A 26,415-nucleotide genomic window follows, 5' to 3' on the forward strand; every position below is an offset into this window, starting at 1 on the left:
GTAGGTCACTCCGACCCTGAAACAGTCAGAACGTCCCGACCCCTTGGTCATGCGTCTACCGTCCTCGGGTAGCGCAGTGGAAAGAAGCGCGGTGGCCTCTTTCGTGTTTCGAAACTCAGTACCAATTCGGATCTTTCTTCAGTTGTTCCATCAATTGAGCAATTCATTGGCGCGCATCTGGCCATCATTGGCCGCGATTGTCATGGCACTGCCGCCCAGAAGCAGGGCGGCTGCCACTGTCTTTAACGAAATGCTCATGGTCAGCCTCGACCGCGGCGGCCAAAGAAGAAGGAAGCAATGAACATCACCAGGAATACGACAAAGAGAATCTTGGCGATACCCGTGGCGGTGCCCGCGATACCACCGAAGCCCAGTACTGCAGCGATGATGGCAATGATCAAGAATGTGATTGCCCAGCTCAACATGGTGATTCTCCTTACGCGTTCTGTTTAAAGGTGCTGCTGGTGGTGCTTTTCCCGGCGCGTCGAGCGCGCCAAGTTCATTTGCTTAAAACACCCAATGTTCCTGAGGCGTCTCATCCACAGGCTGGGCCTGGTCGACATCCATCATTCGCATCGAGTCGCTGTCAGCCAGGCTGCTGCTGACGGCGCTGAAGTGGGTTTGAGGAGTGTGTGGAATCGACAGGTGCGGCGTCTCTGGCTGCTGACTCTGTTCCCAGCGCAAGTACTGTTGGCCGCCAATCAAGGTGATCAATAGCGCTAGCAGGGCAAACAAGCCTTGCTGGAGGTGCAATGGCGAGAGACGCAATTGGGCGGCACCTTGGCGATTCATCCTGAAGTTCCTCCCACATTGGGGTAGTGATCTTTGGTGGGCGCTGGTTCATTAAATGCCCTGGTTATCTAGACTCCTGCAGCCTGCATGCCACCTTTTTGTTGGTGTTAATTCTATTTAAATCAATAGGTTGAATGATTTGTGAAAATCGTTTTGAACGCATCCTGCACGATGGCCCTTCTGAGGTCGTGCGTAATGCACGATGGACTCGCGAAAACTTTCAATATTTTTGGAATTGAGGGAAGGGCGCAGATGTCAGAAAGGGACGCAGGCAATCGCCGAAGAACGGTTTATTAATAAAAAATTAAATAAATCAATGAGTTATCTTGTTGATAAGTAGATAGCTCCGCTGATTTGGCTGAAATCGACCACAATCAATCATGCAACTTGCCCGATTTTTTCTGGGCCTAACCAAAATCAACAATTAAAGGAGCGCAGGAATATGGAATCAGCCACTGAGCATCAAGGCCGCATTCTGCTGGTGGATGATGAATCCGCCATCCTTCGAACCTTTCGCTATTGCCTCGAAGACGAAGGCTACAGCGTAGCCACCGCGACCAGCGCTGCTCAGGCCGAAGCCTTGTTGCAGCGCCAGGTTTTCGATCTGTGCTTCCTCGATTTGCGCCTGGGTGAAGACAATGGGCTCGATGTGCTGGCCCAAATGCGCATCCAGGCGCCGTGGATGCGGGTGGTGATTGTCACTGCTCACTCGGCCGTGGACACTGCCGTGGATGCGATTCAGGCGGGTGCCGCCGACTATCTGGTCAAACCTTGCAGCCCCGACCAGTTGCGTCTGGCCACTGCCAAACAGCTGGAAGTTCGGCAACTCTCGGCGCGCCTGGAAGCCCTCGAAGGTGAAGTGCGCAAACCCAAAGAGGGCCTGGATTCGCACAGTCCGGCCATGAAAGTGGTGCTCGAAACCGCACGCCAGGTTGCCAGTACCGACGCCAACATCCTGATTCTCGGCGAATCCGGCACCGGTAAAGGTGAACTGTCCCAGGCGATTCACGGCTGGAGCAAACGCCAGAAGAAATCCTGCGTCACCATCAACTGCCCATCCCTGACTGCCGAATTAATGGACAGCGAGCTTTTCGGCCACAGCCGGGGCGCATTCACCGGTGCCAGCGAAAGTACTTTGGGTCGTGTCAATCAGGCCGACGGCGGAACGCTGTTTCTCGACGAGATCGGCGATTTTCCATTGACCTTGCAGCCAAAATTGCTGCGTTTCATTCAGGACAAGGAGTATGAGCGCGTGGGCGACCCGGTGACCCGCCGCGCCGACGTACGAATCCTCGCAGCGACTAACCTCAATCTGGAAGACATGGTTCGCGATGGCCGTTTTCGTGAAGACTTGCTCTATCGCCTGAACGTCATCACCTTGCACCTGCCGCCGCTTCGCGAGCGCAGGGAAGACATTCTGAACCTGGCGGACCGTTTCCTGGCGCGCTTCGTCAAGGAATACTCGCGTCCGGCCCGGTGTTTCAGCGATGAGGCCCGCGAAGCGCTGCTCAGCTACCGCTGGCCGGGCAACATTCGTGAGCTGCGCAATGTGGTGGAGCGCGCGAGCATTATTTGTCCGCAGGAGCGGGTCGAGCTCAGCCACTTGGGCATGGCCGAAACTCCGGCCAACCACACGCCGCGCATTGGTGCTGCGTTGAGCCTGGATGAGTTGGAGAAAGCTCACATTGGCGCGGTCCTCGCCACGGCCGACACGCTGGATCAGGCGGCCAAGACCCTGGGTATCGATGCCTCGACCCTGTACCGCAAACGCAAGCAGTACAACCTGTGAGTCGTAATCGATGAAACTGGCGATGACGTTGCGCACCCGGCTGTTTCTGAGTATTTCCGCGCTGATTACGGTGGCGCTGCTTGGGCTTTTGCTCGGGTTGGTCAGCGTGATGCAGATGGCGGGAACTCAGGAAGCCCTGATCCGTGACAACTTCATTACGCTGGATCTGGGATTGAAGCTGCGTCAGACGCTGGGTGATCAACTGATTATCGTGCTTGGCGAGAACCCTGACCCTGCGGAGTTCGAGGCCTCCAGCCAGCATTCCCTCGAATTGCTTGACGAAGGCATTGCTCGCGAGCCGTCCAGCGAGGGAGCCCCGTATGGTTTCAGAAAGGCCAAGGCTGATTATCAGAGCTTACTGCAGGCCTTTGATCTTTCCCGCGTTCCGGTACAGGTAGTCAATGATGGCGGGGATCTAACGGAAAAATTCAATGCCTTGCGAAACGGTTTGATCTCTGAACAGAAGCGCGCGCTGGAAAACATCACAGAGATCGAACGCAAGGCCCGGGAGCGGGCACTGTTAATTGCCGGCCTGCTTGGATTGGTCGGGGTGGCGGTGTTGTTTATCGGGTTCATTACCGCCCATGCGATCGCACGGCGGTTCGGGGCTCCGATCGAGGCTCTGGTGCAGGCAGCGGACAATATCGGCCAGGGCAATTTTGAAGTGACCCTGCCGATTTCTTCCGCGATGGAAATGAACCAGTTGACCCGGCGGTTCGGAATCATGGCCGAGGCCTTGCGTGAGCACCAGGCGACCAATATCGACGAGCTGCTCGCCGGCCAGCAACGTTTGCAAGCGGTGCTCGACAGTATCGACGACGGGTTGCTGATTATTGATCGTCAAGGTCATCTCGAGCACCTCAACCCAGTGGCCCAGCGCCAGTTAGGCTGGGACACCGAGCGTCTCGGCCAAGGGCTGGGCGCGGCGCTTGGGCGTCCCGAACTGGATGCACAACTGCAATTGGTGTTGCGCGGCGGCACTCTGGAGCGGGCGCCGGACGACCTGAGTATCGAGGTCGATGGCGAGTCGCGATTGCTGACGTATAGCCTGACGCCGGTCAGCCATACCGAAGGTCATATTCTCGGCGCCGTGATGGTGTTGCACGACGTCACCGAACAGCGGGCTTTTGAAAGGGTACGCAGCGAGTTTGTGTTGCGCGCCTCCCATGAGTTGCGCACACCGGTTACCGGTATGCACATGGCATTTGGCCTGTTCCGCGAGCGTACGCATTTTGCCGCAGACTCTCGCGAAGCCGACCTGCTGGACACCGTCAACGAAGAAATGCAGCGCCTGATGCAGTTGATCAACGACCTGCTGAATTTCTCTCGCTATCAAAACGGCCTGCAAAAACTCACGCTGGCACCGTGCTCCATCGAAGACTTGCTGGATCAGGCCCAGATACGCTTTGCCGGCTCGGCGCAGGAGAAGGGCATTGAGTTGCTGGTGGAAGTGCAGGGACCATTACCGCGGCTGCAAGCCGATCAGGCGCAACTGGAACGGGTGCTCGACAACCTGATCGACAATGCCTTGCGCCATACATCTCACGACGGACTGATACGTTTGCAGGCCCGGCGCCATGGTGAGCGGATGATTATCAGTGTCGAGGACAATGGCGAAGGCATTGCCTACGGCCAGCAAGGACGGATCTTCGAACCCTTTGTCCAGGTGGGACGTAAAAAGGGCGGTGCCGGGCTCGGTCTGGCGCTGTGCAAGGAAATCGTGCAACTGCATGGCGGGCGGATGGGTGTCTATTCGCGGCCGGGGCAGGGGACACAGTTCTACATGGCACTGGCGATATGAATCGTAGCCACCTCAGGCTTCGTCATCCAGACGTCGCGTGGTCAGTCGGCGGCCACGGGTAATCAGTTCGATGAACTGCACGGCGCTCAGTGCGTGGGCGAACAACCAACCCTGGCCAAACTTCACCCCTTCGCTGCTCAGAAACACCGCTTGGGCTTCATGTTCGATGCCTTCTGCAATCACCTTGAGTTGCAGGGCCTGAGCCATGCGAATGATGTGCGGTGCCACGCCGCTGCTGGCGGCATCATGGCCCAGCGCGTCGATAAATGCCTTGTCGATTTTCAGGCAGTCCACCGGTAGGGTTTGCAGGTAGGCGAGGCTGCAATAGCCGGTACCAAAGTCGTCGATCAGCACCTGATGCCCGACATCCCGCAGGGCTTGCAGGTTTTCTCTGGCTACCACCACATCGACCAATCCGCGTTCGGTCACCTCAAAGGCAATCTGCCTGGCCGCCACCCGATGCACACTCAGCAGACGCGCCATCACCTGACCGATACGTGGCACCATGACATCGCAGGCCGCCAGGTTTACCGAGATGTACAGCTGCGGATTGGACCGCAACAGTTGGCCGAGCTGTTCCAGCAGGCGCTGCAATACGAAGTCGGTCATCTGGCGGATCTGGCCGGTATTCTCCGCCATCGGAATGAACAGGTCGGGGCTGGTCAGCGTGCCGTCCGGTCTTCGCCAGCGCAGCAGAGCTTCGGCTCCGACGCAGCTGCGGCTGTCGAGGTCGAAGATCGGTTGATACAACACCTGTAGCTCGCCTCGCCGCATGGCGCCTTGCAGTTCGGCATCCAGCGACTGACGCTGGCGTACCAGCAAAAACACCAGAATACCTACACAGGCACTCAGCGCCAGGCTGGCCGGCAGTAGCCACCACCATACGGCCGGTACATGCATTCCTGTGCGTGGGGTGATCAGTACCAGTTGGTATTCGGGGGTGTTAGTGGGCATTCGGTAAATCAGGCGGGTATGGGTGACTTGCAGCGCATCAGGGCTTTTCGGGGGCCAGGGTTCCGCGGGGGGCCAGGGCTGCGCGACACCGAGTACCGGAATCGCCCGGGTGTCGTGGTCAAGCACCACCAACAGGCTGCTCCCCGGAGACAGATCGACCATGTCGGTCAAATGCCCGCGCGATGTCGCAACCCGGAAGTTGCCACGCCCAAGCATCAGCGCGGCGCGGTTCTCATCGGGTTCGGTGGTGGTGTTCAGCCAATAGCTGTAGGTGGAGCCCTTGATGTCCGGCGGTCGGATCAGCGACAGCCCCTCTTGGCGAGGACGGTTGGAGCAGGTTCGCGAAGTGTCCATATACGCGGCTTCATAAACGAAGCGGTAATTGAAACTGACCTGCTGCAGGGTGGCGATCATTTCGTCATCGCAGCCTCGCAGCGGTTGGGCTTCCAGGTCATCGAGGCTTTCGCGTAACTGCCCGAACAGCTGCTCCAGGCGGACCAGAAAACGTTCTCCCTGAGCGTTCATTTCCTGGCTTTCGTTGTGCTCGACTTGATTCATCGCCACGAACAAACTGCCGACCGTCAGAAGCGTTGCGCTCAAGGCAGTAGCCAGCATCGCCAAAAACCAAGGGCGATAGAACCAGCTATGCAGTCTCTCCCGAGCAGCAGGCATCATGGAATATCCGAAGAATTACCAATGAGTTATAGCTGCTGATTTGGAAAAAGCGCTGACCGTCGGGCGGGCGTCATTATTTTGTCTGATTCAACACCTGAAGAATCGCCGCGGTTTGCGCATCTGGCGTACCGTCGAAACGGGAAGGGCGAAAATGCAGTTGAAAGGCTGCCAGTACATTGCGTGTCTCTACATCCAGTTCGCCGGTTTGCGGCGTCGCATAGCCCACGCGGGCAAGCTGTCCCTGAAACCAACTGATGCTTGGCAGTTGCACGGCGAACTGCGCTTGCTGCCGCGCCACGGCCTGCTCGTTCGGCCAGATACCCAGGCCTTCGGCAGCCAGGCGCTTCCAGGGAAACAGCGGGCCGGGGTCGAGCTTGCGCATCGGTGCGATGTCGCTATGACCAATGATATGACGGGGGCTGATCCCTTGGCGCTTACTGATGTCCTTGAGCAGGAAGATCATCGACTGAATCTGGGCTTCGCTGTAGGGATACCAGAGACGCCCGTTCGGGGTGTCCTCAAAGCCCTGATTAACGATCTCGATACCAATGGAACTGGAGTTCAGCCAGGTCCGGCCTTGCCATTCGCTTTCGCCAGCGTGCCAGGCCCGGAAATTTTCATCCATCAGCTTATAAATAGTGGCGTGCTTGTCGTCGCTAATCAGGTAATGGCTGCTGACCTCGCCATGGGTCAGCAATTGCAGCGAAGTCTCCAGGGATGCGGAGGTGTAATGCATCACCACGAACTGAATACGACTGTCGTGATTGGCCGAAGGGTGGCTGGTATCAATTCGGGGGCCGCTGGCACAACCGGCTAATAGAAGCAGCGACGCAATAAGAACAAGACATTTCATGGCGGGAGGCAGTACACGCAAGACAATAATGCAACAGTGTAACGGTATTGCCTTGCGCGCAGATGGCAAAAAATGCTGTTTTAAACAAAATGGAACAATTAGCTATCAGCCCAGTTCTATTCGATTCCGGCCATTATTTTTCGCTCGATATAGCGCCTGATCGGCTCTTTTAAGTACCAGATCGCTATGTTCGCCCGATCTGAAGGCGGTCAGTCCCATGGAAATGGTGATGGTGACTCGCTCGCCCTTGAAGTGGAACGGGCAGGCTTCGATCGATGCGCGCAAGGTTTCCAGCAGTTTCGCGCCCACCGCCGGCACCGTGGCAGGCATCAACAGTACAAACTCCTCACCGCCGAACCTGGCAATAAAATCAGTCCCGCGCAGACGCTTGCGTAGCACGCGGGCAATGATTTTCAGCACCTTGTCACCCGCCAGATGGCCATAGTTGTCATTGATGCGTTTGAAATGGTCGAGGTCGAGCATTGCCAGCAACAGGGTATTACCCTGTTGTTGCCATTGACCGATTTCATGCTCCAGGCGCTCGCTCCAGGCTGCTCGATTCGGCAGGCCGGTCAACGGATCGATCAAGGCCTTCTGGCGCTGCTCTTCGAGATGTTCGCGGTAGCCCAGGGCTTCCTGCTCCATGTGGGCAACCCTTTCGGCCAGGCTTTGCAGGCGGGCTGCTACTTCCTGCTCGCGCTCGTCGCGCTGCTTCTGGTGTTGGTCCATGGTGCCGAGCAGGCCTTCGAGATGGTTTTCCAGCACATGCTTGAGATCATCAAGATCCGCCGCTTCCTGCATGCTGCTTTGCAAGCCGTCGACTTGCTCGCGAATCTGCGTGTCCATTTCCCGCGCAGCCGAGCGGTTGTCGGCGTGGCCGTCGCTCGCGGCTTGCAGGTTGCTCTGAAACGACTCAAGGCGTTCGTTGAGTTGCTGCAAATACGCTTCGAATTCGTGCTGGCCACTGTCGGTGATCGCCAGCATTAACGTTGCAAGATCATCGAGGATCGGTATCAACTCGTACCAGTTCAAGCCATTTTGAAGGCGATCGCGCATTGCCTCGGCTTGCGGACGATGGCGCTCGGGCAACGCCAAGTCATCGAGAAGGCCAAGCAGCGTGTCTTCGATGTGCTTGGCGACGGAGCTGTAGGACGGCTCCGGCGAGTCCGGCAGGGCATACAAAATATCGTGCTCGGACGGCTCTGGGTCGATGGATATCGGGGTCAGTTCATCGGGATTGATTGCCGATGGAGCCTGAGTAGCCGGTAGGGCGATCGATGGAACCGGCTCTTGTGGTTGCTCGACATTCGGCGGAGGTTGTACCTCCGGGGCCTGGCTGCTCGTAGCTTCTGGCTCAAGGACGGGCGGGACAAACGCCACGACTTCAGCCGCAGGTGCCATTGATGTTAGCGCCTGAATTTGCGCTGGCTCAGGGCGCGCAGCGGCGGGCAGGGCGGCTTCCATGGTTGGCAACACCACTTGCGGCTTATCGATGGCTGGCGTGAGATTGGCCATCGCTTGTGGGGGCTCGGCCGATGCTGCAGCCGGTTCGACAGGTTGCGGGGCAGGCATTTGTGATTCGGGGACAGCGAGCTGTTGCGCGGTCTCTTCCGTTTCCCTACCAAACAACCGCTGCAAGAAACCCGGTCGATCAGGTTCGGCAGGGTTCTCCAGCAGGTTCAAGGCTTTGCCCTGCAAGCCGCTCAGCTCGCTGAGCAGCAACGGAATTTCGCGAGCCTGACTTACGCGTCCGTCCAGTTGTTTGGCGAATTGCTTCAGCGGCCGGCTCACTTCCCGGGGCAGCGGCAACGCTTGCAGCTGAGAGACCAGCGATGTCAGGGCGGCACTGACTTGATCGACCCGGGTTTCCCGGCGCTGCTCGGAGTCGAGCACGGCTTTTTCCAGGCGCGGCAGCAAGGCAGCCAGGCCGGCGTCCATGTCATCGGTGCGTACGACTTCGCGCATTTCCTTCATGCATTGGTCCACGGCGCGATCGGTACCTTCTGCGGCCAGGGTGCTGCGCACCAGCCCGCGACGCAGCAGGTCGAGCCGGGCGTCCCATCGACGTTCCAGCTTTTCCTGTTGTTCGATGCTTTTGAGGTATTTCTCTTTCCAGCGCTGTGCTTCGTCGCTCATTCAGGCAGGACTCAACGCGGGCAATGCATCAGCCGTGAGCGAACCCGGCAGACGAATCTCTACCGCGACCGGCAGGTGATCGGAAATGGGTTGTGCCAGCACTTCAACCTTTTCAAGGGTCAGGGTAGGGCTGAGCAGAATATGGTCCAGGCAGCGCTGTGGGCGCCAGCTGGGGAAGGTCGCTTCCAGTTGCGGCGCGAGCAGGCCTAAATCACGCAACGGGGAGTTTTGCAGCAAGTCACTGGCATGGGTGTTCATGTCGCCCATCAGCACTTGGTGTTTATAACCGCCGATCAACTCGCGGATGTAGGCCAGTTGCAGGCTTCGGGCGCGAGCGCCCAGCGCCAGGTGCATCATCACCACCACGAGCGCCTCCGGACCTTCGCCGAAGCGCACCAGAATGGCCCCGCGACCCTTGGGCCCCGGCAGCGGATGATCTTCAATCGCCCACGGGCGCAGGCGGCTGAGCACGCCATTGCTGTGCTGGCCGAGACGGCCCAGATTGCGATTGAGTTGTTGATACCAGTAGGGGAAGGCGCCGAGCTGCGCCAGGTGTTCGACCTGATTGACGTAGCCTGATCGCAGGCTGCCGCCATCGGCTTCCTGCAAGGCGACCAGATCGAAGTCGCCCAGCAGATTACCGATTTTTTGCAGGTTGTCGGCACGCCCGGTGTGCGGCAACAGATGCTGCCAGCCGCGGGTCAGATAGTGCCGATAGCGCTCGGTACTGATGCCGACCTGGATATTGAAACTGAGCAAACGCAGACGGCTGTCCACGGGCAACCCCGTCGATTCCAGGTGATGCTCGTTGACCCGCGGATCATGCAGGCCAACGATGCGTTCAGTTCCCCAGCGGCGCATGGCAGGTGCCGCGCTTAGTTGGCGACGGCCTTGGTTGCCGCTCGCTCTTTGGCTACCAGTTGGTCGGCCAGTTTCAGCGCTTGTTCGGCACCGCCGGCAGAGCCGATGTCAAAGCGATACTTGCCGTTGACGATCATGGTAGGCACGCCGGAGATTTCATATTTCTTTGCAAGTTCTTTGGCTTTGTTGATCTGGCCCTTGATGGCGAAGGAGTCGAAGGTGGCCAGGAACTTGTCCTTGTCTACACCTTGGGTCGCCAGGAAGTCCGCCATGTCTTCTTTGTCGGTCAGTTTCTTGTGTTCTTTCTGGATCGCTTCGAAAACTGCCGCGTGAACCTTGCTTTCGACGCCCATGGCTTCAAGGGTCAGGAACATCTGGCCGTGTGCGTCCCAAGGGCCGCCAAACATGGCCGGGATGCGCACGAAGTTCACGTCGGAAGGCAGTTTTTCAACCCATGGGTTAATGACGGGTTCGAAAGCATAGCAATGCGGGCAGCCGTACCAGAACAGCTCCACGACTTCGATCTTGCCAGGCACGGCCACCGGGACCGGATTGCTCAGCTCGACAAAGGGCGCTTCAGGTTTTTCGGCGGCTTGGGCGGTCATGCCGAACAGGCTGGCAGCGACGAGTGCGGCGCTGATGATCAGATTACGCATGCTTTACTCCTGGACAAATTGGGTCGCCTCGCGCGACCTGTTTTCAGACAGATCCTGGCGGGCTTGAGTTTGTAGTGTAACGGCAGCGGCCACAAAAAAGGGCAGCCAAAGCTACCCTTTTTATGTTTGCATCGACGGATTAATCGAGTGTTAACGTTGCAAGAGATGTACACCACTCGCAACGCTCGATCGCAGGCCTTAGTGCAAGCCTTGAATATAGCTGGAGACTGCGGCGATATCTTCGTCGCTCAGCTTTTTAGCGATGCTCTGCATCGGTTTGGTATCGCCGTCGTTGGTGCGGCCACCTTCTTCTTTTCTGAAATCGGTCAGTTGCTTGCCAACGTACTGAGCATGTTGGCCGCCCAGATGCGGGAAGCCGGCAGCGGCGTTACCGGTACCGTTAGGCGAGTGGCAACCCGTGCAGGCTGGCAGCCCTTTGGCCAGGTCGCCACCACGGAACAGTGCTTCACCGCGAGCCACGACTTTCGGGTCGGCGGCGCCAACGCTGCCTTTCTGGCTGGCGAAGTAGGCGGAGATATCAGCCAGGTCCTGATCGCTCAGGTTGGTCAGCAGGCCGGTCATTTCCAGTACCGTGCGTTTGCCGGACTTGATGTCGTGCAGCTGCTTGTTCAGATAACGCTCGCCCTGACCTGCCAGTTTCGGAAAGTTTGGCGCCATGCTATTACCATCCGGGCCATGACAGGCGCCACATACTGCGGCTTTCGCCTGACCAGCAGTCGCATCACCTGCAGCATGGGCAATGCCGGAGATCCCCACGGTCAACAGCAGACTCACGATCAATTTGTTCATCAGCTAATCCAACTACGGCTAAGGGTTAAAGAGTTATGGGCCGGGATCACTCGCTCATCCACTGGATGATTGCTTGGTAATCCTCGGCACTGCAGTCCATGCACAAACCACGCGGCGGCATCGCCTTGAAACCCTGGGTCACGTGTTGCACCAGCGTCTCCATACCTTTCGCCAACCTCGGCGTCCAAGCTTCCTGATCGCCCTTTTGGGGCGCCATGGGTAGTTGGCCGGAATGACAGGCACCACAAACACGGTTGTACACAGCTTCCGGATCCTGTGTAGCCTGAGCGCTGTAAAGCGGCATCAAGACACCGGCAGCTAGCAGCCATTTCGTCATAAAACGACCTTTTCAGGGTTGAGAGCGTGCTGCGTTCTAGTGCGCAATCAAGGTCAATCGCTCTCGTGAACTTCATCCTACGCTGGGACAAAGCGCACACAAAATCTGCGGCATTATATACTGGCGTCACTGAAACGGAAACGACACTGCTTGCCGCGTCCATTCCCGGCGCCGCCCACATCGGAAATCCCATGCAACTCAAGAACCCCATCCTCGGCCTGTGCCAACAGTCCACCTTTATGCTCAGCGCCGCCAAAGTCGATCAATGCCCCGACGACGAAGGCTTTGAAGTGGCCTTCGCCGGGCGTTCCAACGCCGGTAAGTCCAGCGCGTTGAACACCCTGACACACGCCAGCCTGGCGCGGACCTCGAAAACTCCGGGTCGCACGCAGTTGTTGAACTTCTTCAAGCTAGACGATGAACGCCGTCTGGTCGACCTGCCGGGTTACGGTTACGCGAAAGTACCGATCCCGTTGAAGCTGCACTGGCAGCGTCACCTGGAAGCCTATCTGGGTGGTCGCGAGAGTTTGAAAGGTTTGATTCTGATGATGGACATCCGTCATCCAATGACCGATTTCGACCTGCTGATGCTCGATTGGGCCATCGCCAGTGGCATGCCGATGCATATTTTGCTGACCAAGGCAGACAAGCTGACCTACGGCGCGGCGAAAAACGCGCTGCTGAAGGTTCAGGCGGAAATCCGCAAGGGCTGGGGCGATACGATCACTATCCAGCTATTTTCGGCACCGAAACGAATGGGCCTGGAAGACGCCTACACAGTTCTGGCGGGCTGGATGGAGTTGGCGGACAAGGGCGCTGAGACTGCCGAGTAAAGCTCTCCAGACAAATCTGCTGGCAAAAAAAACCCCGGACTTCATATGGGGAGGGAGAAGTTCCGGGGTTCAAGCTCCGGACCGCTAGGGCGGGGTCCAGATATCTGCCAACACTTAACACAACATAGGAGCATCGAAGGGCTTCACCAGCCATTCAGTATCTCTGAGTGGCGGTTCACGGATTTAGTTCAGACTATTTTCAAAAACCATTGGAAATAATCGATGTCATTTTCCGCACTATAGTCCTTCGTTATTTTGTGCTGCGGCATAAGGCCGCAGCACAGGCGTCTTTCAGCCGATCAGTGCGCTTCATCCCAGTTGTTACCTACGCCTACCTCGACCAGAAGCGGTACATCCAGTTGTGCGGCGCTGCTCATGTGCACGCGAATCTCCTCACGCACCTGGTCGATCAGGTCCTCGCGCACCTCGAGCACCAATTCATCGTGTACCTGCAAGATGACTTTGGCGTCCAGGCCTGACGATGTCAGCCAGTTATCCACCGTTACCATGGCTTTCTTGATGATGTCCGCCGCCGTGCCTTGCATCGGGGCGTTGATTGCCGTGCGCTCGGCAGCTTTGCGCAGTGCCTGGTTTTTCGCGTTGATTTCCGGCAAGTACAGACGACGGCCGAAGATGGTTTCGACGAAACCTTGCTCGGCGGCCTGGGCGCGTGTGCGCTCCATGTACTCCAGCACGCCGGGATAACGAGCGAAGTAGCGGTCGATGTAGGCTTGGGATTGTTTGCGGTCAACGCCGATCTGCTTGGCCAGGCCAAACGCGCTCATGCCGTAGATCAAACCGAAGTTAATGGCTTTCGCACTACGACGCTGATCATTAGTGACTGCATCCAGTTCGACGCCAAACACCTCTGCGGCCGTTGCCCGGTGTACATCGAGGTTGTTGCGGAAGGCGTGCAGCAAGCCTTCGTCCTTGGCCAGATGCGCCATGATCCGCAGTTCGATTTGCGAATAGTCCGCGGCCAGCAGCTTGTAGCCTTTCGGCGCGACGAACGCCTGACGAATCCGGCGACCTTCGGCAGTGCGAATCGGAATGTTCTGCAGGTTCGGGTCGATGGACGACAAACGTCCGGTGGCGGCGACGGCTTGCTGGTAAGACGTATGAATGCGCCCCGTGCGAGCGTTGATCTGCTCTGGCAAACGATCGGTGTAGGTGCTCTTGAGCTTGCTCAGCGAGCGGTATTGCATCAGCACCTTGGGCAGGGGGTAGTCCTGTTCGGCCAACTCGGCCAATACCGCTTCGGCCGTCGAGGCTTGGCCCTTGGCGGTTTTGCTGAGTACGGGCAAACCGAGCTTTTCGTAGAGGATCACGCCCAGTTGCTTCGGCGAACCCAGATTGAATTCTTCACCGGCAATGGCGAACGCCTCACGTTCAAGGGCGACCAGTTTCTCGCCCAGCTCGACGCTCTGGATGCCCAGCAGGTTGGCATCCACGAGCGCGCCCTGGCGCTCGATACGGGCCAGAACCGGCATCAGCGGCATTTCAATCTCGTTGAGCACTTTGCCCAGGCTTGGCGTTGCCGCCAGTTTTTCCTGTAATGCCAGATGCAACCGAAAGGTGACGTCGGCATCTTCGGCGGCATAGGGACCCGCCAGCTCAAGAGAGATTTGATCGAAGCTCAGCTGTTTGACGCCTTTGCCGGCAATCTCTTGAATGTCGGTCTTGCTTTGGCCCAGGTACTTGAGCGCCAGGCTGTCCATGTCGTGACGGGTGGCCGTCGAGTCCAGGACGTAAGACTCGAGCATGGTGTCGTAGGCAATACCCTGAACAACAATCCCGTTGCTCTGATCGCCACCGATGGCGCAGTTGGCGAGGATATTGGTTTCGAACTTGGCGTGCTGGCCGACTTTCAGCTTATTCGGGTTTTCCAGCAGCGGCTTCAACGCCAGCAGCACGGTGTCGCGATCCAGTTGTTCCGGCACGCCCATGTAGGAATGGGTCAGCGGAATGTAGGCCGCTTCGTTGGCTGCGACGGAAAACGACAGGCCCACCAGTTGTGCATGTTGCGCATCGCTGCCGTTGGTTTCGGTGACGAAGGCGATCAACGGCGCCTTGTCGAGCTTGTCCAACCAGGCCTCGAAGTGCTTTTGGTCGAGGATGGTTTCGTACTTCGCTTCGGCGGCACCCGGTTGTTCCTGGATGACCTCGACAATGTCCTGGCCCGATCGCTTCGCGTCGCGCTGGTTCTCTTCGAACCAGCTTTTGAATTCCAGCAGGGTGTAAAGCTCGGCGAGCTTGTCGTGATCCGGCTTGCCCATTTGCAGGTCATCGAGACCGATGTCCAGCGGTACGTCGATCTTGATGGTTGCCAGTTGATAGGAGAGGAACGCCATCTCCTTATGCTCTTCGAGCTTGGCCGGCAGGGTTTTGGCGCCGCGAATCGGCAGGGTCGGGACGATGTCGAGCTGTGCATAGAGCTCGGTCAGGCCACCGTTCACGCCGACCAGCAGGCCGGAAGCGGTTTTCGGACCGATACCTGGAACGCCCGGAATGTTGTCGGACGAATCGCCCATCAGTGCCAGATAATCGATGATCTGCTCGGGAGCGACGCCGAATTTCTCCTTCACGCCTTCTACGTCCAGCGCGCTACCAGTCATCGTATTGACCAAGGTAATGTGCCCGTCGACCAGTTGCGCCATGTCCTTGTCGCCAGTGGAGATCACCACCGGGCGGTCGGCGGCCGCGCTGCTGCGAGCCAGGGTGCCGATCACGTCGTCCGCTTCAACGTTGTCCACGCACAGCAATGGAAAGCCCAGGGCCTTGACGCTGGCGTGCAGCGGCTCGATCTGGACCCGCATGTCGTCGGGCATGCTTGGGCGATTGGCCTTGTATTCGGCGAACATCGCATCGCGAAACGTCCCGCCCTTGGCATCGAACACCACGGCAAACGGGCTGTCCGGGTACTGCTTGCGCAGACTCTTGAGCATGTTCAATACGCCCTTGACCGCTCCGGTCGGCAGGCCTTTGGACGTGGTCAGCGGTGGCAGCGCGTGAAAGGCGCGGTACAGATAAGAAGAACCGTCCACCAGGACGAGGGGGGCTTGGCTCATGAGCAGGATCAACCTTTTCGGCGGGTCCGGCGCTAGAATAGCGGGACCGTTGACGACAAAGGGACAAGGTTATCATGCGCACACTAAATCGCTTGTTGCTGGCTGGCTTGTTTGCAATCACTCCATTGGCTGTCATGGCGGCGGACGACGCGCCCTCGGCGGACCCGGATGTAACAATCCGCACTGAAGGTGACAAAACCATTCAGGAATATCGGCAAAATGGTTTTTTGTATGCCATCAAGGTGACCCCGAAAGTCGGTAAACCGTATTTCCTGGTGCGCGCTGATGGCTCGGACGGTAACTTCATCCGCTCGGACCAGCCGGATATGCTGATTCCGTCATGGAAAATATTCGAGTGGTAAACCGCTCCTAACTTAAATCGGCGCCGGCAGTCGCGGCGCCCGTACTGGCAGTTTTAACCATGTCTGTGTTCACCCCCCTGGCTCGGCCCGAGCTGGAAACCTTTCTCGCCCCTTACGGGCTTGGCCGCCTGCTTGATTTCCAGGGGATCGCCGCCGGTAGCGAAAACACCAATTTCTTTATCAGCCTGGAGCAGGGCGAATTTGTCCTGACCCTGATCGAGCGTGGTCCGGTGCAGGAGATGCCGTTCTTCATCGAGCTGCTCGACGTGCTGCACGACGCCGACCTGCCGGTGCCTTATGCCCTGCGCACCACCGACGGCGTCGCCTTGCGCGAGCTGGCCGGCAAACCCGCGCTGTTGCAGCCACGTCTGGCGGGAAAACACATCAAGGACGCCAACGCGCAGCATTGCGCTCAGGTCGGCGAACTGCTGGCTCATTTGCACTTGGCGACCCAGGCCAACATGATCAAACGCAAAACCGATCGCGGCCTGGACTGGATGCTGGAGGAGGGCACGCAGTTGCTTTCGCATCTGAATGCCGAGCAAAGCGATTTGCTGCAACGGGCGCTGGATGAAATCACACAACAGAAGACGAAAATTCTGGCGCTGCCGCGCGCCAACATCCATGCGGACCTGTTCCGCGATAATGCGATGTTCGAAGGTACGCACCTGACCGGGTTGATCGACTTCTACAACGCCTGTTCGGGGCCGATGCTCTATGACGTGGCGATTGCCTTGAACGATTGGTGTTCGGACGAACAAGGGCAGCTTGATGGCGCTCGGGCGCGGGCATTGCTGGGGGCTTACGCCGCGCTGCGACCGTTTACCGCTGCCGAAGCCGAGCTATGGCCGACCATGCTGCGCGTGGCTTGCGTACGGTTCTGGTTGTCGCGGTTGATCGCAGCGGAGTCTTTCGCCGGGCAGGACGTGTTGATTCACGATCCGATGGAGTTTCAGTTGCGGCTGACGCAACGGCAGAAGGTCAGTACGCCGTTGCCGTTCGCCCTCTAAAAGCATCGCGGGCAAGCCCGCTCCCACATTCGATCTCCGTCGGTCACAGGATTTGTGTGCACAGGAGATTCAATGTGGGAGCGGGCTTGCTCGCGAATGGGGCGACACAATTTTCGGAACTACAGCGACTCCAAACACCCCGCCAAATCATTCCCCAGCTTTTCCAATACCTGCTCATACCCCTGAGCGGTCGCTGGCGTGTACCCGCCCAGCGCATCCAGCTCCGCCAGTTTCACCGGCAGCCCGGCCACCAGGGTTTCTGCCAGGCGCGGGCGCAACGGAGGTTCACTGAATACACAGGTCTTGCCGACTTCCTGCAACCGCGTGCGCATCGCTGCCACGTGCTGGGCACCGGGCTGCACTTCGGCAGCGACACTGAACACGCCGGTGTGCTTGAGGCCGTAAGCGTCTTCAAAGTAGTCGAAGGCTTCGTGGAACACGAAGTAAGGCTTGCCCGCAATACCCGCCAGGCGAGCCTTCAGGCGCAGGTCCAAAGCATCGAGACGCTCATCGAACGCCTTGAGGTTGCTCTGGTAGCGCGCCGCGTTGGCCGGATCGGCGGCGCTCAGATCGGCGGCCATTTTGCTGGCGATCACTCGGGCGTTGATCGGTGACAACCACAAGTGTGCATCCAGGCTACCGGGGCGGTGATCGTGGTCATGCTCGTTGGCTTCTTCGGCGTGGGAATGGTTATCTTCGGCGAAGTGTCGCAGTTTCAGACCAGGCAAATCCTGCACCGCGACGCTGGGCAACGTACGACCTTTCAGTACGCGAGGCAGGAAACCTTCCATGTCCGGGCCGATCCAGTACAGCAGATCCACCGATTGCACTTTCCGTACGTCGGAAGGGCGCAAGGCGTAGTTATGGGGCGAGGCGCCGGGCGGCAGCAAGACTTCCGGAACCGCTACGCCGTCCTGCACCGCTGCGGCGATCAGCTGCAGGGGTTTGACGCTGGTGAGGACTTTGACCTCGGCTTGAGCCGAGCCGATCAGCAGAAAACTGGCGACAAATGCGACAAAGATAGAAAAAAGTCGGGACACGATGACCACTCGAAGAGGCGAGAACGGGTAACATAATAACGTCTCTCACAAAACTCGTCGCCGCTCATGCCTAAAACACCGATTGCCAGCCGTCCCCACGACCACTCTCATTGCGTGCATAGCGCATTGTCTGAGGCTGATGCCTTGTGCGCACGTCAGGGGCTGCGTCTGACCGCTTTGCGTCGTCGGGTGCTTGAACTGGTATGGCAAAGCCACAAACCGTTGGGGGCATACGACATTCTGGCGGTGCTCAGTGAGCAGGACGGCCGCCGCGCCGCGCCTCCAACCGTGTACCGCGCGCTGGATTTCCTGCTGGAAAACGGACTGGTACACCGCATCTCCTCGCTGAACGCCTTCGTCGGCTGCAATCACCCGGAACACGCTCACCAGGGCCAGTTCCTGATCTGCCGCGAATGCCACGCCGCCATCGAACTCGAACAGAAATCCATCAGCGACGCGATCATCAATAGCGCCAAAGATGTCGGATTTATCGTCGAGGCACAGACCGTTGAAGTGATCGGTCTCTGCTCGGGTTGTCAGGGGGCTTGATGAGCAACGCGCTGATTCGCCTCGAGCAGGTGGCTGTCACCTTTGCCGGGCAAAACGTGCTGGACAACATCGAGCTGAGCGTCGAACCGGGGCAGATCGTCACCTTGATCGGCCCTAACGGTGCCGGCAAAACCACGCTGGTGCGCGCAGTGCTCGGTCTGCTGAAACCGGACAGCGGTAGCGTCTGGCGCAAGCCGAAGTTGCGCGTCGGTTACATGCCGCAAAAACTCCATGTCGACCCAACCCTGCCGCTTTCGGTGCTGCGCTTCTTGCGTCTGGTGCCGGGCGTGGACCGCGCTCGCGCCTTGGCCGCTCTCAAGGAAGTCGGTGCCGAACAGGTCATCGACAGCCCGGTGCAAAGTGTTTCCGGTGGCGAAATGCAGCGAGTGCTGCTGGCGCGGGCATTGCTGCGCGAGCCGGAATTGCTGGTGCTTGATGAGCCGGTGCAAGGCGTCGATGTGGCCGGTCAAGCCGAGCTCTACAGCCTGATTACACGCTTGCGCGACCGGCATGGTTGCGGTGTTTTGATGGTCTCTCACGATCTGCATCTGGTGATGAGCACCACCGACCAGGTGGTGTGCCTGAATCGCCACGTCTGCTGCTCCGGACATCCCGAGCAGGTCAGCGGCGATCCGGCATTCGTCGAGTTGTTCGGAAAAAACGCACAAAGCCTGGCGATTTATCACCACCACCACGACCATGCCCACGACCTGCATGGCTCGGTGGTCAGCGCGGCCCCGTCGGCCCCTACCCACGTTCACGGAGATAGCTGCAAGCATGGCTGATTTTCTGCTCTTTGCCCTGCTTGCAGGTCTGGCCCTGGCGCTGGTCGCGGGCCCGTTGGGGTCGTTCGTGGTCTGGCGGCGCATGGCCTATTTCGGCGACACCCTGTCCCACGCCGCACTGCTCGGTGTGGCGCTGGGTTTTCTGCTGGATGTCAGCCCGACCGTTGCCGTCACGGTAGGCTGCTTGTTGCTGGCGGTATTGCTGGTGACATTGCAACAACGGCAGCCACTGGCGTCCGACACGCTTTTGGGAATTCTCGCACCGAGCACGCTCTCGCTTGGCCTGGTGGTACTAAGCTTCATGCATGAAGTGCGGATCGACCTGATGGCCTATCTGTTCGGCGACTTGCTGGCGATCAGCCCGACTGATCTGGCCTGGATCCTCGGCGGTAGCGCGGCGGTGCTGGCCTTGCTGGTCACGTTGTGGCGACCTTTGCTGGCAATCACGGTGCATGAAGAGCTGGCTAAAGTGGAAGGTTTGCCAGTGGCGGCGTTGCGTCTGGCCCTGATGTTGCTGATCGCTGTGGTGATTGCGGTGGCGATGAAAATCGTTGGCGTGTTGCTGATTACTTCGTTACTGATTATTCCGGCGGCTGCGGCACAGCGTCACGCCCGCTCGCCGGAGCAGATGGCACTGGGCGCGAGCCTGCTGGGCATGCTCGCGGTGTGTGGCGGGCTGGCGTTGTCCTGGTTCAAGGACACCCCGGCCGGCCCGTCGATTGTGGTGATGGCCGCCGCGCTGTTTCTGCTGAGTTTTGTCCTGCCCCGTCGAGGGGTGTAGACTTGCTCGTTTTTTGCGCAAATAGAGAGTCGCAGGAATGAAGCTGTTCGCCTCCCGTTATCTGCTCCTTGTCGCATTTTCGCTGCTGCTGGGCGCTTGCCAAAGCACGCCACCGGCGGCCACCGAGGCTCCCGATGCGCGGGCCACGGCTATCGCACAGCTGGAACAAAGCCTGGCCAGCAGCGAACTGGCCACCGCCGAAGGACAATTGGCAGCCTTGCAGGCCGAGTCGCCCAACGATCAATCCCTCGAGCAATACCAGCGGCAATTGGCCGAAGCTTATTTGCTGCGTAGCCAGATCGTGTTGCAAAAAGGCGATGTGAATGCCGCAGCCACTGCACTCAGCCGTGCCCGGGTATTGATGCCCAAGGCTCCGGCGCTGACCGGTGGCGTCAACAGCGCCATTGTCCATGCGCGCAAGGCTGAACTGGATAAAGCCGAAGCGGCTCTCAAGGCTGCCGAAGCCAAACCGCAGGCCAAAGTCATCGACCCGACGGCTGAAAGCACCACGGTGGCGTTGAACCTCACCGATATGAGCAAGCTTCGCCGTCAACTGGATGCCATCGCCGCCGATGTGGTGAATTATCAGTGCGACGTGAGCATTCAGGCTCCGCGCACCCAGGATTACCCTTGGCTGGCCACGTTGCTGACCAAACGGGTGAAGAAGCTGGATTCGGAGTTTGATCTAAAACTGGAGAAGCAGATTCTGCGCAACATTCCGGCGCAGATGGTTTTGAGTCCGCGCAAGCCTTAAAAGCTTCGCGGGCAAGCCTCGCACCTACAGGTTTGGCGATCAACGAACGACATTAAAACTGGTAGGAGCGAGGCTCGCCCGCGAAGGCGTCCTCCCCTTCGAAAAAGATCCTCCAGCCGGAACCGCCTTGGCCTTTAGGCTCCCTACCTTTGATCGCCTTATTGCCAAATGGAAGGTTCAATGCGGAATAAATGCTAATAACCTCTATACGGACAGGCTAAAATGCGCGCCCGGCTAACCGCTGATCCTTTTCTAACGCGCCCACAAGGTTCGCTACGTGATCGAGTTTCAAAACGTCCACAAAACTTACCGCGTCGCCGGTAAGGATATTCCCGCCCTGCATCCGACCAGTCTGACGATTGAGAATGGTCAGGTCTTTGGTCTGATCGGCCATTCGGGCGCGGGAAAAAGTACCCTGCTGCGTCTGATCAATCGCCTGGAAAACGCCAGTGGCGGCAAGATCATCGTCGATGGCGAAGAAGTCACCGCGCTGGACGCCAATAGCCTGCGGCGCTTCCGTCAGCAGGTCGGGATGATTTTCCAGCACTTCAACCTGCTGGCGTCCAAAACCGTGGCCGACAATGTCGCGCTGCCGCTGACCCTCGCCGGTGAACTGTCCCGTAGCGAAATCGACCGGCGTGTGGCGGAGTTGCTGGCGCGGGTTGGCCTGTCTGACCATGCGAAAAAGTATCCGGCGCAACTGTCTGGTGGTCAGAAGCAGCGTGTCGGCATCGCCCGCGCCCTGGCAACCAAACCGAAAATCCTGCTGTGCGATGAAGCCACCAGTGCCCTGGACCCGCAAACCACGGCGTCGGTCCTGCAACTGCTGGCCGAGATCAACCGCGAACTAAAACTGACCATCGTCCTGATCACCCACGAAATGGATGTGATCCGTCGGGTCTGCGATCAGGTGGCGGTGATGGATGCCGGCAAGATCGTCGAGCAAGGTTCGGTGGCCGAGGTGTTCCTGCACCCCAAGCACCCGACCACCAAGCGCTTCGTGCAGGAAGACGAGCAAATCGACGAAAGCGAACAGCGCGACGACTTCGCTCATGTACCGGGGCGCATCGTGCGTCTGACCTTCCAGGGCGAAGCGACCTACGCGCCGTTGCTGGGTACCGTTGCCCGGGAAACGGGCGTGGACTACAGCATCCTGGCGGGTCGTATCGATCGCATCAAAGACGTCCCTTACGGGCAATTGACCCTGGCCGTCACCGGTGGCGACATGGAAGCGGCATTTGCGCACTTCACTGCAGCTGACGTCCACATGGAGGTGCTGCGCTGATGGAAGTCTTGATGAGTTTCTTTTCCAATATCGACTGGTACGAAATCTGGCTGGCCACCGGCGACACCCTGCTGATGCTCGGCGGTTCGCTGTTGTTCACCGTGCTTTTGGGATTGCCGCTGGGCGTGCTGTTGTTCCTGTGCAGCCCGCGCCAATTGCTGGAAGCCAAAGGCGTCTACGCAATGCTGTCGCTGGTGGTGAACATTCTGCGCTCGCTGCCATTCATCATTTTGCTGATCGTGATGATTCCGTTCACTGTGTTGATCACGGGCACCTCCCTGGGTGTCGCCGGTGCGATTCCACCCTTGGTGGTGGGTGCCACGCCGTTCTTCGCGCGACTGGTGGAAACCGCCCTGCGTGAAGTGGATCGGGGCATCATCGAGGCGACCCAGGCCATGGGCGCGACGACACGTCAGATCATCATCAATGCCTTGCTGCCAGAAGCCCGCCCGGGCATCTTCGCGGCGATTACGGTGACAGCGATTACACTGGTGTCCTACACGGCAATGGCCGGTGTGGTCGGCGCTGGCGGCCTGGGTGACCTGGCGATCCGTTTCGGTTACCAGCGTTTCCAGACGGATGTGATGGTTGTGACGGTGGTGTTGCTGCTGATGCTGGTTCAAGTGCTGCAAACCGTTGGCGACAAATTGGTTGTCCACTTCTCACGTAAATAAGTCATGAGCCGGCCATTCGCTGGCAGGCGCCAAACGGGCGCCTCACAAGGAGTTAGCTGAATGAAAAAACTACTCGTCGCGTTCGCTGCCGTTGCAGCCTTTTCCGCACACGCTGCCGACACGCTGACCGTCGCGGCCACTCCGGTGCCTCACGCGGAAATCCTCGAGTTCGTTAAACCGGCCCTGGCCAAAGAAGGCGTGAACCTGAACGTCAAGGTTTTCACCGACTACATCCAGCCGAACGTGCAGGTGGCCGAGAAGCGTCTGGACGCCAACTTCTTCCAGCACCAGCCGTACCTGGATGAGTTCAACAAAGCCAAGGGCACCAATCTCGTCAGCGTTGCCGGCGTGCACCTGGAGCCGCTGGGCGCTTACTCCAGCAAGTACAAAGCGCTGACCGAGCTGCCGGGCGGCGCCAACGTGGTGATCCCGAACGACGCCACCAACGGTGGTCGTGCGCTGTTGCTGCTGGCGAAGGCTGGCCTGATCAAGTTGAAGGATTCGAACAACATCCTGTCGACCGTGAAGGACATTACCGAGAACACCAAGGACCTGAAATTCCGCGAACTGGAAGCCGCGACCATCCCGCGCGTGCTGACTCAGGTCGACCTGGCGCTGATCAACACCAACTACGCGCTGGAAGCCAAGCTCGATCCGTCCAAGGATGCGCTGGTCATCGAAGGCAGCGACTCGCCGTACGTGAACATCCTCGTTGCCCGTCCGGACGACAAGGACAGTGAAGCAATGAAAAAACTGGTTGCTGCCTTGCACAGCCCGGAAGTGAAAGCCTTCATTCTCGAGAAGTACAAAGGCGCGGTATTGCCGGCGTTCTGATTTGAAGCTTTAACGAAAAATGGGGCGCATTGAATGCGCCCCATTTTTTTGCCTGAAACATCGACCTTGTGGGAGCGGGCTTGCCCGCGATAGGCCATCAGCTCCAAAACAGATGTTGAATGTCGGGCCGCCATCGCGGGCAAGCCCGCTCCCACAGGGTATTGCGTCGGTTATTCGCGCTTGAGCATTACCGGCAACTGCGCCACCAGCTTCTGGTTGTTCAACGGTGCACGAATGAACCCGCGTTGAGTCCCGTCCGGGCCGATCACCGCCAGGTTACCGCTGTGGTCGACGGTGTAATTAGGCTTGCTGGTGTCCGCCGGAATAAACGGAATGCTCACCGCATTGGCTAGCTTCTGAAGGTCTTCGACCGAGGATGCAGTCAGCCCGATGAACTGAGGATCGAAGTAGCCCAGGTATTGCTTGAGTTGCTTGGGCGTGTCGCGGTTCGGGTCGACGCTGACCAAAATGATCTGCAACTTGTCCACAGCATCCGCCGGCAGTTCGCTCTTGATCTGCCGCAGCTGGGCAAGGGTGGTCGGGCAGATGTCCGGGCAGAAGGTGTAGCCGAAGAACAACACACTCCATTTGCCTTTCAGCTCGTTGACTGCCACTGGTTTACCGTCCTGATCGGTCATCTTCACGTCCGGCAGGTTACGGCTTTGGGGCAACAGGATGATCCCCGCATCGATCAGTGCCGTCGGGTCGCCCTGGTTTTTTCCGCTCAGTACTTTATTGATGGTCAGGCCCAGGATCAGCGCGATCAGGGCGACGAGAATGAAGACGGTTTTCTGGGTTCGAGTCATAGGTTCAACAGTAAGTAGTGATCTACGAGCAGCGCGATAAACAGCAGGAACAAGTAGTAAATAGAGTACTTGAACGTGTTGATCGCCGCGTGCGGCCGAGTGCCACGGTACAGCACCACGGCCCATTGCAGAAACCTTGCGCCCAGTGCGAGGGCACACATCAGGTAGAGCACGCCGCTCATGTGGATTACGTAGGGCATCAGGCTGACAGCCAGCAGCGCAAAGGTATAAAGCAGGATGTGGACTTTGGTGTAGTGCTCGCCATGGGTCACCGGCAGCATCGGAATGTCAGCCTTGGCGTATTCCTCTTTGCGATGAATCGCCAGCGCCCAGAAGTGCGGCGGGGTCCAGGCGAAGATGATCAGCACCAGCAGCAACGGTTCGGCACTGACATGACCGGTGGCGGCGGTCCAGCCGAGCAGCGGCGGGGCCGCACCAGCGAGGCCGCCGATGACGATGTTCTGCGGCGTCGCACGTTTCAGGAAACCGGTGTAAACCACGGCATAACCGAGCAAGGACGCGAGGGTCAGCCATGCCGTCAACGGGTTGGTGAAGGCCAGCAGCAAAGCCTGGCCGAGCAGCGCCAGCACCAGAGCGAAAGTCAGCGCAGCGCTCGGAGATACTCGACCTTCAGCCAAGGGCCGCTTGTGGGTCCGGGCCATGACCGCGTCGATGCGCCGGTCCACCACATGGTTGACCGCCGCCGCACCGCCGGCACACAAGGCAATCCCCAGATTGCCGAACACCAGCACCGTCCACGGCACCCCGGCGCGCGTCGCGAGAAACATGCCGACCAGCGAGGTGATGAGCATCAGCACCACCACTTTCGGCTTGGTCAGCTCCAGGTAATCGCGCCAGATTGCCTGACTGTGACGTTCGCCGATCAGGGTCGCCATGGCATTTCTCCTTTTATTGTTATGGGCCCGGCCGAGTGTTTACGCAGGCTGAAACGCCAGCGCACTGGGGGCTGATGCTTGACCCGAACCAGACTGGTTCGCGCGTGATAATTGACCAGCACCATCGTCAGCAGCAGGGCTGCGCCACCGGCGTTGTGAGCGACGGCCACCGGCAGCGGCAAGTGAAACACCACGTTGCTGATGCCCAAGGTGATTTGTGCTGCAAGGGCGATCAGCACCATGGCGGCCAGGCGCGTCATGCCGACGACCTTCAGTTGCCAGGCCAGACCGAGCAGAACGAGGGTGACCAGTAACGCGCCGATACGGTGAGTCAGGTGAATCGCGGTGCGGGCATCGCTGTCCAGTTGCCCGCCCAGGTAATTGGGGCCGATGTGTTGGGTCAGGTGAAAGCCGTTGGCGAAATCAGTCGGTGGCAGCCATTGTCCGTGGCAAGTCGGAAAGTCGATGCAGGCCACCGCCGCGTAATTGGAGCTGACCCAGCCACCCAGGGCAATTTGCAGGATCACCAGCAGCAACCCGGCGGTCGCCCAGTGCTGCAAACGCCGTGGCACGGTCAGCGCCGGCAACACGCCGGACAGGCGCAAGGTCAGCAGAAACAACAGGCTCAAGGTCGCAAAGCCGCCTAGTAAATGCCCGGTGACCACTTGCGGCCAGAGCTTGAGCGTCACCGTCCACATGCCGAACGCCGCTTGAGCGAACACCACCGCCAGCAAGAACAACGGTAATTTCACCGGCTGCCCCGGGTGATGACGATGGGTCCAGGCGCGGCCCGCCAGCACCGTGATCAACAGCCCCAATGTGCCGGCGAAGTAGCGGTGAAGCATCTCGTTCCAGCCTTTGTGGGCTTCTACCGGCGTATCGGGAAAATGCAGTTCGGCATGGGCCAGTTGGGCTTCGCTGTTCGGCACGCTGATAAAACCGTAGCAGCCGGGCCAGTCCGGACAGCCAAGGCCAGCGTGGGTCAGGCGTGTGTAGGCGCCGAGCAACACCACAATCAGTGCCAGCAAGGTGGCAAACAGCGCGAGGCGAAATCCAGGTTTGGCCATGACGATG

26 protein-coding genes and 1 pseudogene are annotated in these 26,415 nt (G+C 58.8%); 12 read left to right on the top strand and 15 right to left on the bottom strand.

Features of this window, described 5'->3' with window-relative positions:
- Nucleotides 1–153 precede the first annotated feature (153 nt).
- The 3 genes and pseudogenes from AB4O41_RS17135 to AB4O41_RS17145 all read right to left on the bottom strand — a co-directional run.
- A pseudogene (locus AB4O41_RS17135) lies at nucleotides 154–258 on the bottom strand (inhibitor of vertebrate lysozyme family protein); the annotation flags it as partial.
- A gap of 2 nt (nucleotides 259–260) precedes the next feature.
- Entirely contained in the window at nucleotides 261–425 is a 165-nt protein-coding gene (locus AB4O41_RS17140) for a DUF1328 domain-containing protein (protein ID WP_003177151.1), read from the bottom strand.
- An 82-nt stretch (nucleotides 426–507) separates the two neighbouring features.
- Complete coding sequence (locus AB4O41_RS17145) at nucleotides 508–792, bottom strand: hypothetical protein (RefSeq protein WP_460144046.1); 285 nt, start codon at nucleotides 790–792, stop codon at nucleotides 508–510.
- A 442-nt stretch (nucleotides 793–1,234) separates the two neighbouring features.
- Between AB4O41_RS17145 and algB the strand changes: the two genes are divergently transcribed.
- Both algB and AB4O41_RS17155 read left to right on the top strand, forming a co-directional pair.
- Nucleotides 1,235–2,581, top strand: a complete 1,347-nt coding sequence (algB, locus tag AB4O41_RS17150) for a sigma-54-dependent response regulator transcription factor AlgB (protein WP_460144047.1) — start codon at nucleotides 1,235–1,237, stop codon at nucleotides 2,579–2,581.
- Nucleotides 2,582–2,591: 10 nt separating this feature from the next.
- A complete protein-coding gene (locus AB4O41_RS17155) occupies nucleotides 2,592–4,382 on the top strand; it encodes an ATP-binding protein (protein ID WP_460144048.1) in 1,791 nt (596 codons plus the stop codon).
- A gap of 12 nt (nucleotides 4,383–4,394) precedes the next feature.
- On the opposite strand, the gene AB4O41_RS17160 is transcribed toward AB4O41_RS17155, so the two are convergent.
- From AB4O41_RS17160 to AB4O41_RS17190, 7 genes are all read right to left on the bottom strand, one after another.
- Nucleotides 4,395–6,011: an EAL domain-containing protein gene (locus tag AB4O41_RS17160; protein WP_460144049.1), complete on the bottom strand. Its 1,617-nt coding sequence runs from the start codon at nucleotides 6,009–6,011 to the stop codon at nucleotides 4,395–4,397.
- A 73-nt stretch (nucleotides 6,012–6,084) separates the two neighbouring features.
- A complete protein-coding gene (locus AB4O41_RS17165) occupies nucleotides 6,085–6,864 on the bottom strand; it encodes an N-acetylmuramoyl-L-alanine amidase (RefSeq protein ID WP_460144050.1) in 780 nt (259 codons plus the stop codon).
- A 105-nt stretch (nucleotides 6,865–6,969) separates the two neighbouring features.
- On the bottom strand, nucleotides 6,970–9,000 hold the full coding sequence (locus AB4O41_RS17170) for a GGDEF domain-containing protein (RefSeq protein ID WP_460144051.1): 2,031 nt from the start codon (nucleotides 8,998–9,000) through the stop codon (nucleotides 6,970–6,972).
- The gene (locus AB4O41_RS17175) at nucleotides 9,001–9,861 is read right to left on the bottom strand and encodes an endonuclease/exonuclease/phosphatase family protein (RefSeq protein ID WP_460144052.1); all 861 of its coding nucleotides are present in this window, start codon (nucleotides 9,859–9,861) and stop codon (nucleotides 9,001–9,003) included.
- Between the two features lie 14 nt (nucleotides 9,862–9,875).
- On the bottom strand, nucleotides 9,876–10,517 hold the full coding sequence (locus AB4O41_RS17180; RefSeq protein ID WP_123356943.1) for a thiol:disulfide interchange protein DsbA/DsbL: 642 nt from the start codon (nucleotides 10,515–10,517) through the stop codon (nucleotides 9,876–9,878).
- 198 nt (nucleotides 10,518–10,715) lie between these two features.
- Complete coding sequence (locus AB4O41_RS17185; RefSeq protein ID WP_008076257.1) at nucleotides 10,716–11,327, bottom strand: c-type cytochrome; 612 nt, start codon at nucleotides 11,325–11,327, stop codon at nucleotides 10,716–10,718.
- Between the two features lie 46 nt (nucleotides 11,328–11,373).
- On the bottom strand, nucleotides 11,374–11,664 hold the full coding sequence (locus AB4O41_RS17190) for a c-type cytochrome (RefSeq protein WP_007947948.1): 291 nt from the start codon (nucleotides 11,662–11,664) through the stop codon (nucleotides 11,374–11,376).
- Between the two features lie 191 nt (nucleotides 11,665–11,855).
- On the opposite strand from AB4O41_RS17190, the gene yihA reads away from it, so the two are divergent.
- Nucleotides 11,856–12,497, top strand: coding sequence for a ribosome biogenesis GTP-binding protein YihA/YsxC (gene yihA / locus AB4O41_RS17195; protein WP_123720064.1), 642 nt, complete (start codon nucleotides 11,856–11,858; stop codon nucleotides 12,495–12,497).
- Nucleotides 12,498–12,796: 299 nt separating this feature from the next.
- Here the strand turns inward: yihA and polA are convergent, their stop codons facing one another.
- Nucleotides 12,797–15,565 carry a DNA polymerase I gene (polA, locus tag AB4O41_RS17200; RefSeq protein ID WP_460144053.1) on the bottom strand — a complete coding sequence of 923 codons (2,769 nt, stop codon included), beginning with the start codon at nucleotides 15,563–15,565 and terminating at the stop codon, nucleotides 12,797–12,799.
- A 74-nt stretch (nucleotides 15,566–15,639) separates the two neighbouring features.
- Between polA and AB4O41_RS17205 the strand changes: the two genes are divergently transcribed.
- Nucleotides 15,640–15,927, top strand: a complete 288-nt coding sequence (locus AB4O41_RS17205; protein ID WP_008076254.1) for a DUF2782 domain-containing protein — start codon at nucleotides 15,640–15,642, stop codon at nucleotides 15,925–15,927.
- Between the two features lie 59 nt (nucleotides 15,928–15,986).
- Nucleotides 15,987–16,937 (top strand): homoserine kinase, encoded by a 951-nt coding sequence (locus tag AB4O41_RS17210; protein WP_460144054.1) that lies wholly within the window; start codon nucleotides 15,987–15,989, stop codon nucleotides 16,935–16,937.
- A 119-nt stretch (nucleotides 16,938–17,056) separates the two neighbouring features.
- Here the strand turns inward: AB4O41_RS17210 and AB4O41_RS17215 are convergent, their stop codons facing one another.
- Nucleotides 17,057–17,977: a zinc ABC transporter substrate-binding protein gene (locus AB4O41_RS17215; protein ID WP_460144055.1), complete on the bottom strand. Its 921-nt coding sequence runs from the start codon at nucleotides 17,975–17,977 to the stop codon at nucleotides 17,057–17,059.
- 66 nt (nucleotides 17,978–18,043) lie between these two features.
- On the opposite strand from AB4O41_RS17215, the gene zur reads away from it, so the two are divergent.
- From zur to AB4O41_RS17250, 7 genes are all read left to right on the top strand, one after another.
- Nucleotides 18,044–18,526: a zinc uptake transcriptional repressor Zur gene (gene zur / locus AB4O41_RS17220; protein WP_007902861.1), complete on the top strand. Its 483-nt coding sequence runs from the start codon at nucleotides 18,044–18,046 to the stop codon at nucleotides 18,524–18,526.
- Nucleotides 18,526–19,311 carry a zinc ABC transporter ATP-binding protein ZnuC gene (gene znuC, locus AB4O41_RS17225; protein WP_008007978.1) on the top strand — a complete coding sequence of 262 codons (786 nt, stop codon included), beginning with the start codon at nucleotides 18,526–18,528 and terminating at the stop codon, nucleotides 19,309–19,311. Before zur ends, znuC begins: the two co-directional genes overlap by 1 nt.
- Nucleotides 19,304–20,092, top strand: coding sequence for a zinc ABC transporter permease subunit ZnuB (znuB, locus tag AB4O41_RS17230; protein WP_460144056.1), 789 nt, complete (start codon nucleotides 19,304–19,306; stop codon nucleotides 20,090–20,092). The genes znuC and znuB overlap by 8 nt, the downstream gene beginning before the upstream one ends.
- Before the next feature lie 37 nt (nucleotides 20,093–20,129).
- Entirely contained in the window at nucleotides 20,130–20,846 is a 717-nt protein-coding gene (locus AB4O41_RS17235) for a PA5502 family lipoprotein (protein ID WP_007902852.1), read from the top strand.
- 277 nt (nucleotides 20,847–21,123) lie between these two features.
- Nucleotides 21,124–22,131, top strand: coding sequence for a methionine ABC transporter ATP-binding protein (locus tag AB4O41_RS17240; RefSeq protein WP_460144057.1), 1,008 nt, complete (start codon nucleotides 21,124–21,126; stop codon nucleotides 22,129–22,131).
- Complete coding sequence (locus AB4O41_RS17245) at nucleotides 22,131–22,805, top strand: methionine ABC transporter permease (RefSeq protein ID WP_123500528.1); 675 nt, start codon at nucleotides 22,131–22,133, stop codon at nucleotides 22,803–22,805. The genes AB4O41_RS17240 and AB4O41_RS17245 overlap by 1 nt, the downstream gene beginning before the upstream one ends.
- Nucleotides 22,806–22,865: 60 nt before the next feature.
- Nucleotides 22,866–23,639, top strand: coding sequence for a MetQ/NlpA family ABC transporter substrate-binding protein (locus AB4O41_RS17250; protein WP_460144058.1), 774 nt, complete (start codon nucleotides 22,866–22,868; stop codon nucleotides 23,637–23,639).
- A gap of 170 nt (nucleotides 23,640–23,809) precedes the next feature.
- On the opposite strand, the gene AB4O41_RS17255 is transcribed toward AB4O41_RS17250, so the two are convergent.
- The 3 genes from AB4O41_RS17255 to AB4O41_RS17265 are packed head-to-tail and all read right to left on the bottom strand — an operon-like array spanning nucleotide 23,810 to nucleotide 26,408.
- Entirely contained in the window at nucleotides 23,810–24,445 is a 636-nt protein-coding gene (locus tag AB4O41_RS17255) for an SCO family protein (protein WP_460144059.1), read from the bottom strand.
- The gene (gene cyoE / locus AB4O41_RS17260; RefSeq protein WP_460144060.1) at nucleotides 24,442–25,341 is read right to left on the bottom strand and encodes a heme o synthase; all 900 of its coding nucleotides are present in this window, start codon (nucleotides 25,339–25,341) and stop codon (nucleotides 24,442–24,444) included. The genes AB4O41_RS17255 and cyoE overlap by 4 nt, the downstream gene beginning before the upstream one ends.
- Nucleotides 25,329–26,408, bottom strand: coding sequence for a COX15/CtaA family protein (locus AB4O41_RS17265; protein WP_367373497.1), 1,080 nt, complete (start codon nucleotides 26,406–26,408; stop codon nucleotides 25,329–25,331). The genes cyoE and AB4O41_RS17265 overlap by 13 nt, the downstream gene beginning before the upstream one ends.
- Nucleotides 26,409–26,415: the final 7 nt, after the last annotated feature.

The organism is Pseudomonas sp. S2_A02, from assembly GCF_054668495.1.

Coding starts and splice junctions, on each gene's coding strand:
- AB4O41_RS17140 (WP_003177151.1), bottom strand. CDS start 425: ATGTTGAGCTGGGCAATCACATTCTTGATCATTGCCATCATCGCTGCA.
- AB4O41_RS17145 (WP_460144046.1), bottom strand. CDS start 792: ATGAATCGCCAAGGTGCCGCCCAATTGCGTCTCTCGCCATTGCACCTC.
- algB (WP_460144047.1), top strand. CDS start 1,235: ATGGAATCAGCCACTGAGCATCAAGGCCGCATTCTGCTGGTGGATGAT.
- AB4O41_RS17155 (WP_460144048.1), top strand. CDS start 2,592: ATGAAACTGGCGATGACGTTGCGCACCCGGCTGTTTCTGAGTATTTCC.
- AB4O41_RS17160 (WP_460144049.1), bottom strand. CDS start 6,011: ATGATGCCTGCTGCTCGGGAGAGACTGCATAGCTGGTTCTATCGCCCT.
- AB4O41_RS17165 (WP_460144050.1), bottom strand. CDS start 6,864: ATGAAATGTCTTGTTCTTATTGCGTCGCTGCTTCTATTAGCCGGTTGT.
- AB4O41_RS17170 (WP_460144051.1), bottom strand. CDS start 9,000: ATGAGCGACGAAGCACAGCGCTGGAAAGAGAAATACCTCAAAAGCATC.
- AB4O41_RS17175 (WP_460144052.1), bottom strand. CDS start 9,861: ATGCGCCGCTGGGGAACTGAACGCATCGTTGGCCTGCATGATCCGCGG.
- AB4O41_RS17180 (WP_123356943.1), bottom strand. CDS start 10,517: ATGCGTAATCTGATCATCAGCGCCGCACTCGTCGCTGCCAGCCTGTTC.
- AB4O41_RS17185 (WP_008076257.1), bottom strand. CDS start 11,327: ATGAACAAATTGATCGTGAGTCTGCTGTTGACCGTGGGGATCTCCGGC.
- AB4O41_RS17190 (WP_007947948.1), bottom strand. CDS start 11,664: ATGACGAAATGGCTGCTAGCTGCCGGTGTCTTGATGCCGCTTTACAGC.
- yihA (WP_123720064.1), top strand. CDS start 11,856: ATGCAACTCAAGAACCCCATCCTCGGCCTGTGCCAACAGTCCACCTTT.
- polA (WP_460144053.1), bottom strand. CDS start 15,565: ATGAGCCAAGCCCCCCTCGTCCTGGTGGACGGTTCTTCTTATCTGTAC.
- AB4O41_RS17205 (WP_008076254.1), top strand. CDS start 15,640: ATGCGCACACTAAATCGCTTGTTGCTGGCTGGCTTGTTTGCAATCACT.
- AB4O41_RS17210 (WP_460144054.1), top strand. CDS start 15,987: ATGTCTGTGTTCACCCCCCTGGCTCGGCCCGAGCTGGAAACCTTTCTC.
- zur (WP_007902861.1), top strand. CDS start 18,044: ATGCCTAAAACACCGATTGCCAGCCGTCCCCACGACCACTCTCATTGC.
- znuC (WP_008007978.1), top strand. CDS start 18,526: ATGAGCAACGCGCTGATTCGCCTCGAGCAGGTGGCTGTCACCTTTGCC.
- znuB (WP_460144056.1), top strand. CDS start 19,304: ATGGCTGATTTTCTGCTCTTTGCCCTGCTTGCAGGTCTGGCCCTGGCG.
- AB4O41_RS17235 (WP_007902852.1), top strand. CDS start 20,130: ATGAAGCTGTTCGCCTCCCGTTATCTGCTCCTTGTCGCATTTTCGCTG.
- AB4O41_RS17245 (WP_123500528.1), top strand. CDS start 22,131: ATGGAAGTCTTGATGAGTTTCTTTTCCAATATCGACTGGTACGAAATC.
- AB4O41_RS17250 (WP_460144058.1), top strand. CDS start 22,866: ATGAAAAAACTACTCGTCGCGTTCGCTGCCGTTGCAGCCTTTTCCGCA.
- AB4O41_RS17255 (WP_460144059.1), bottom strand. CDS start 24,445: ATGACTCGAACCCAGAAAACCGTCTTCATTCTCGTCGCCCTGATCGCG.
- cyoE (WP_460144060.1), bottom strand. CDS start 25,341: ATGGCGACCCTGATCGGCGAACGTCACAGTCAGGCAATCTGGCGCGAT.
- AB4O41_RS17265 (WP_367373497.1), bottom strand. CDS start 26,408: ATGGCCAAACCTGGATTTCGCCTCGCGCTGTTTGCCACCTTGCTGGCA.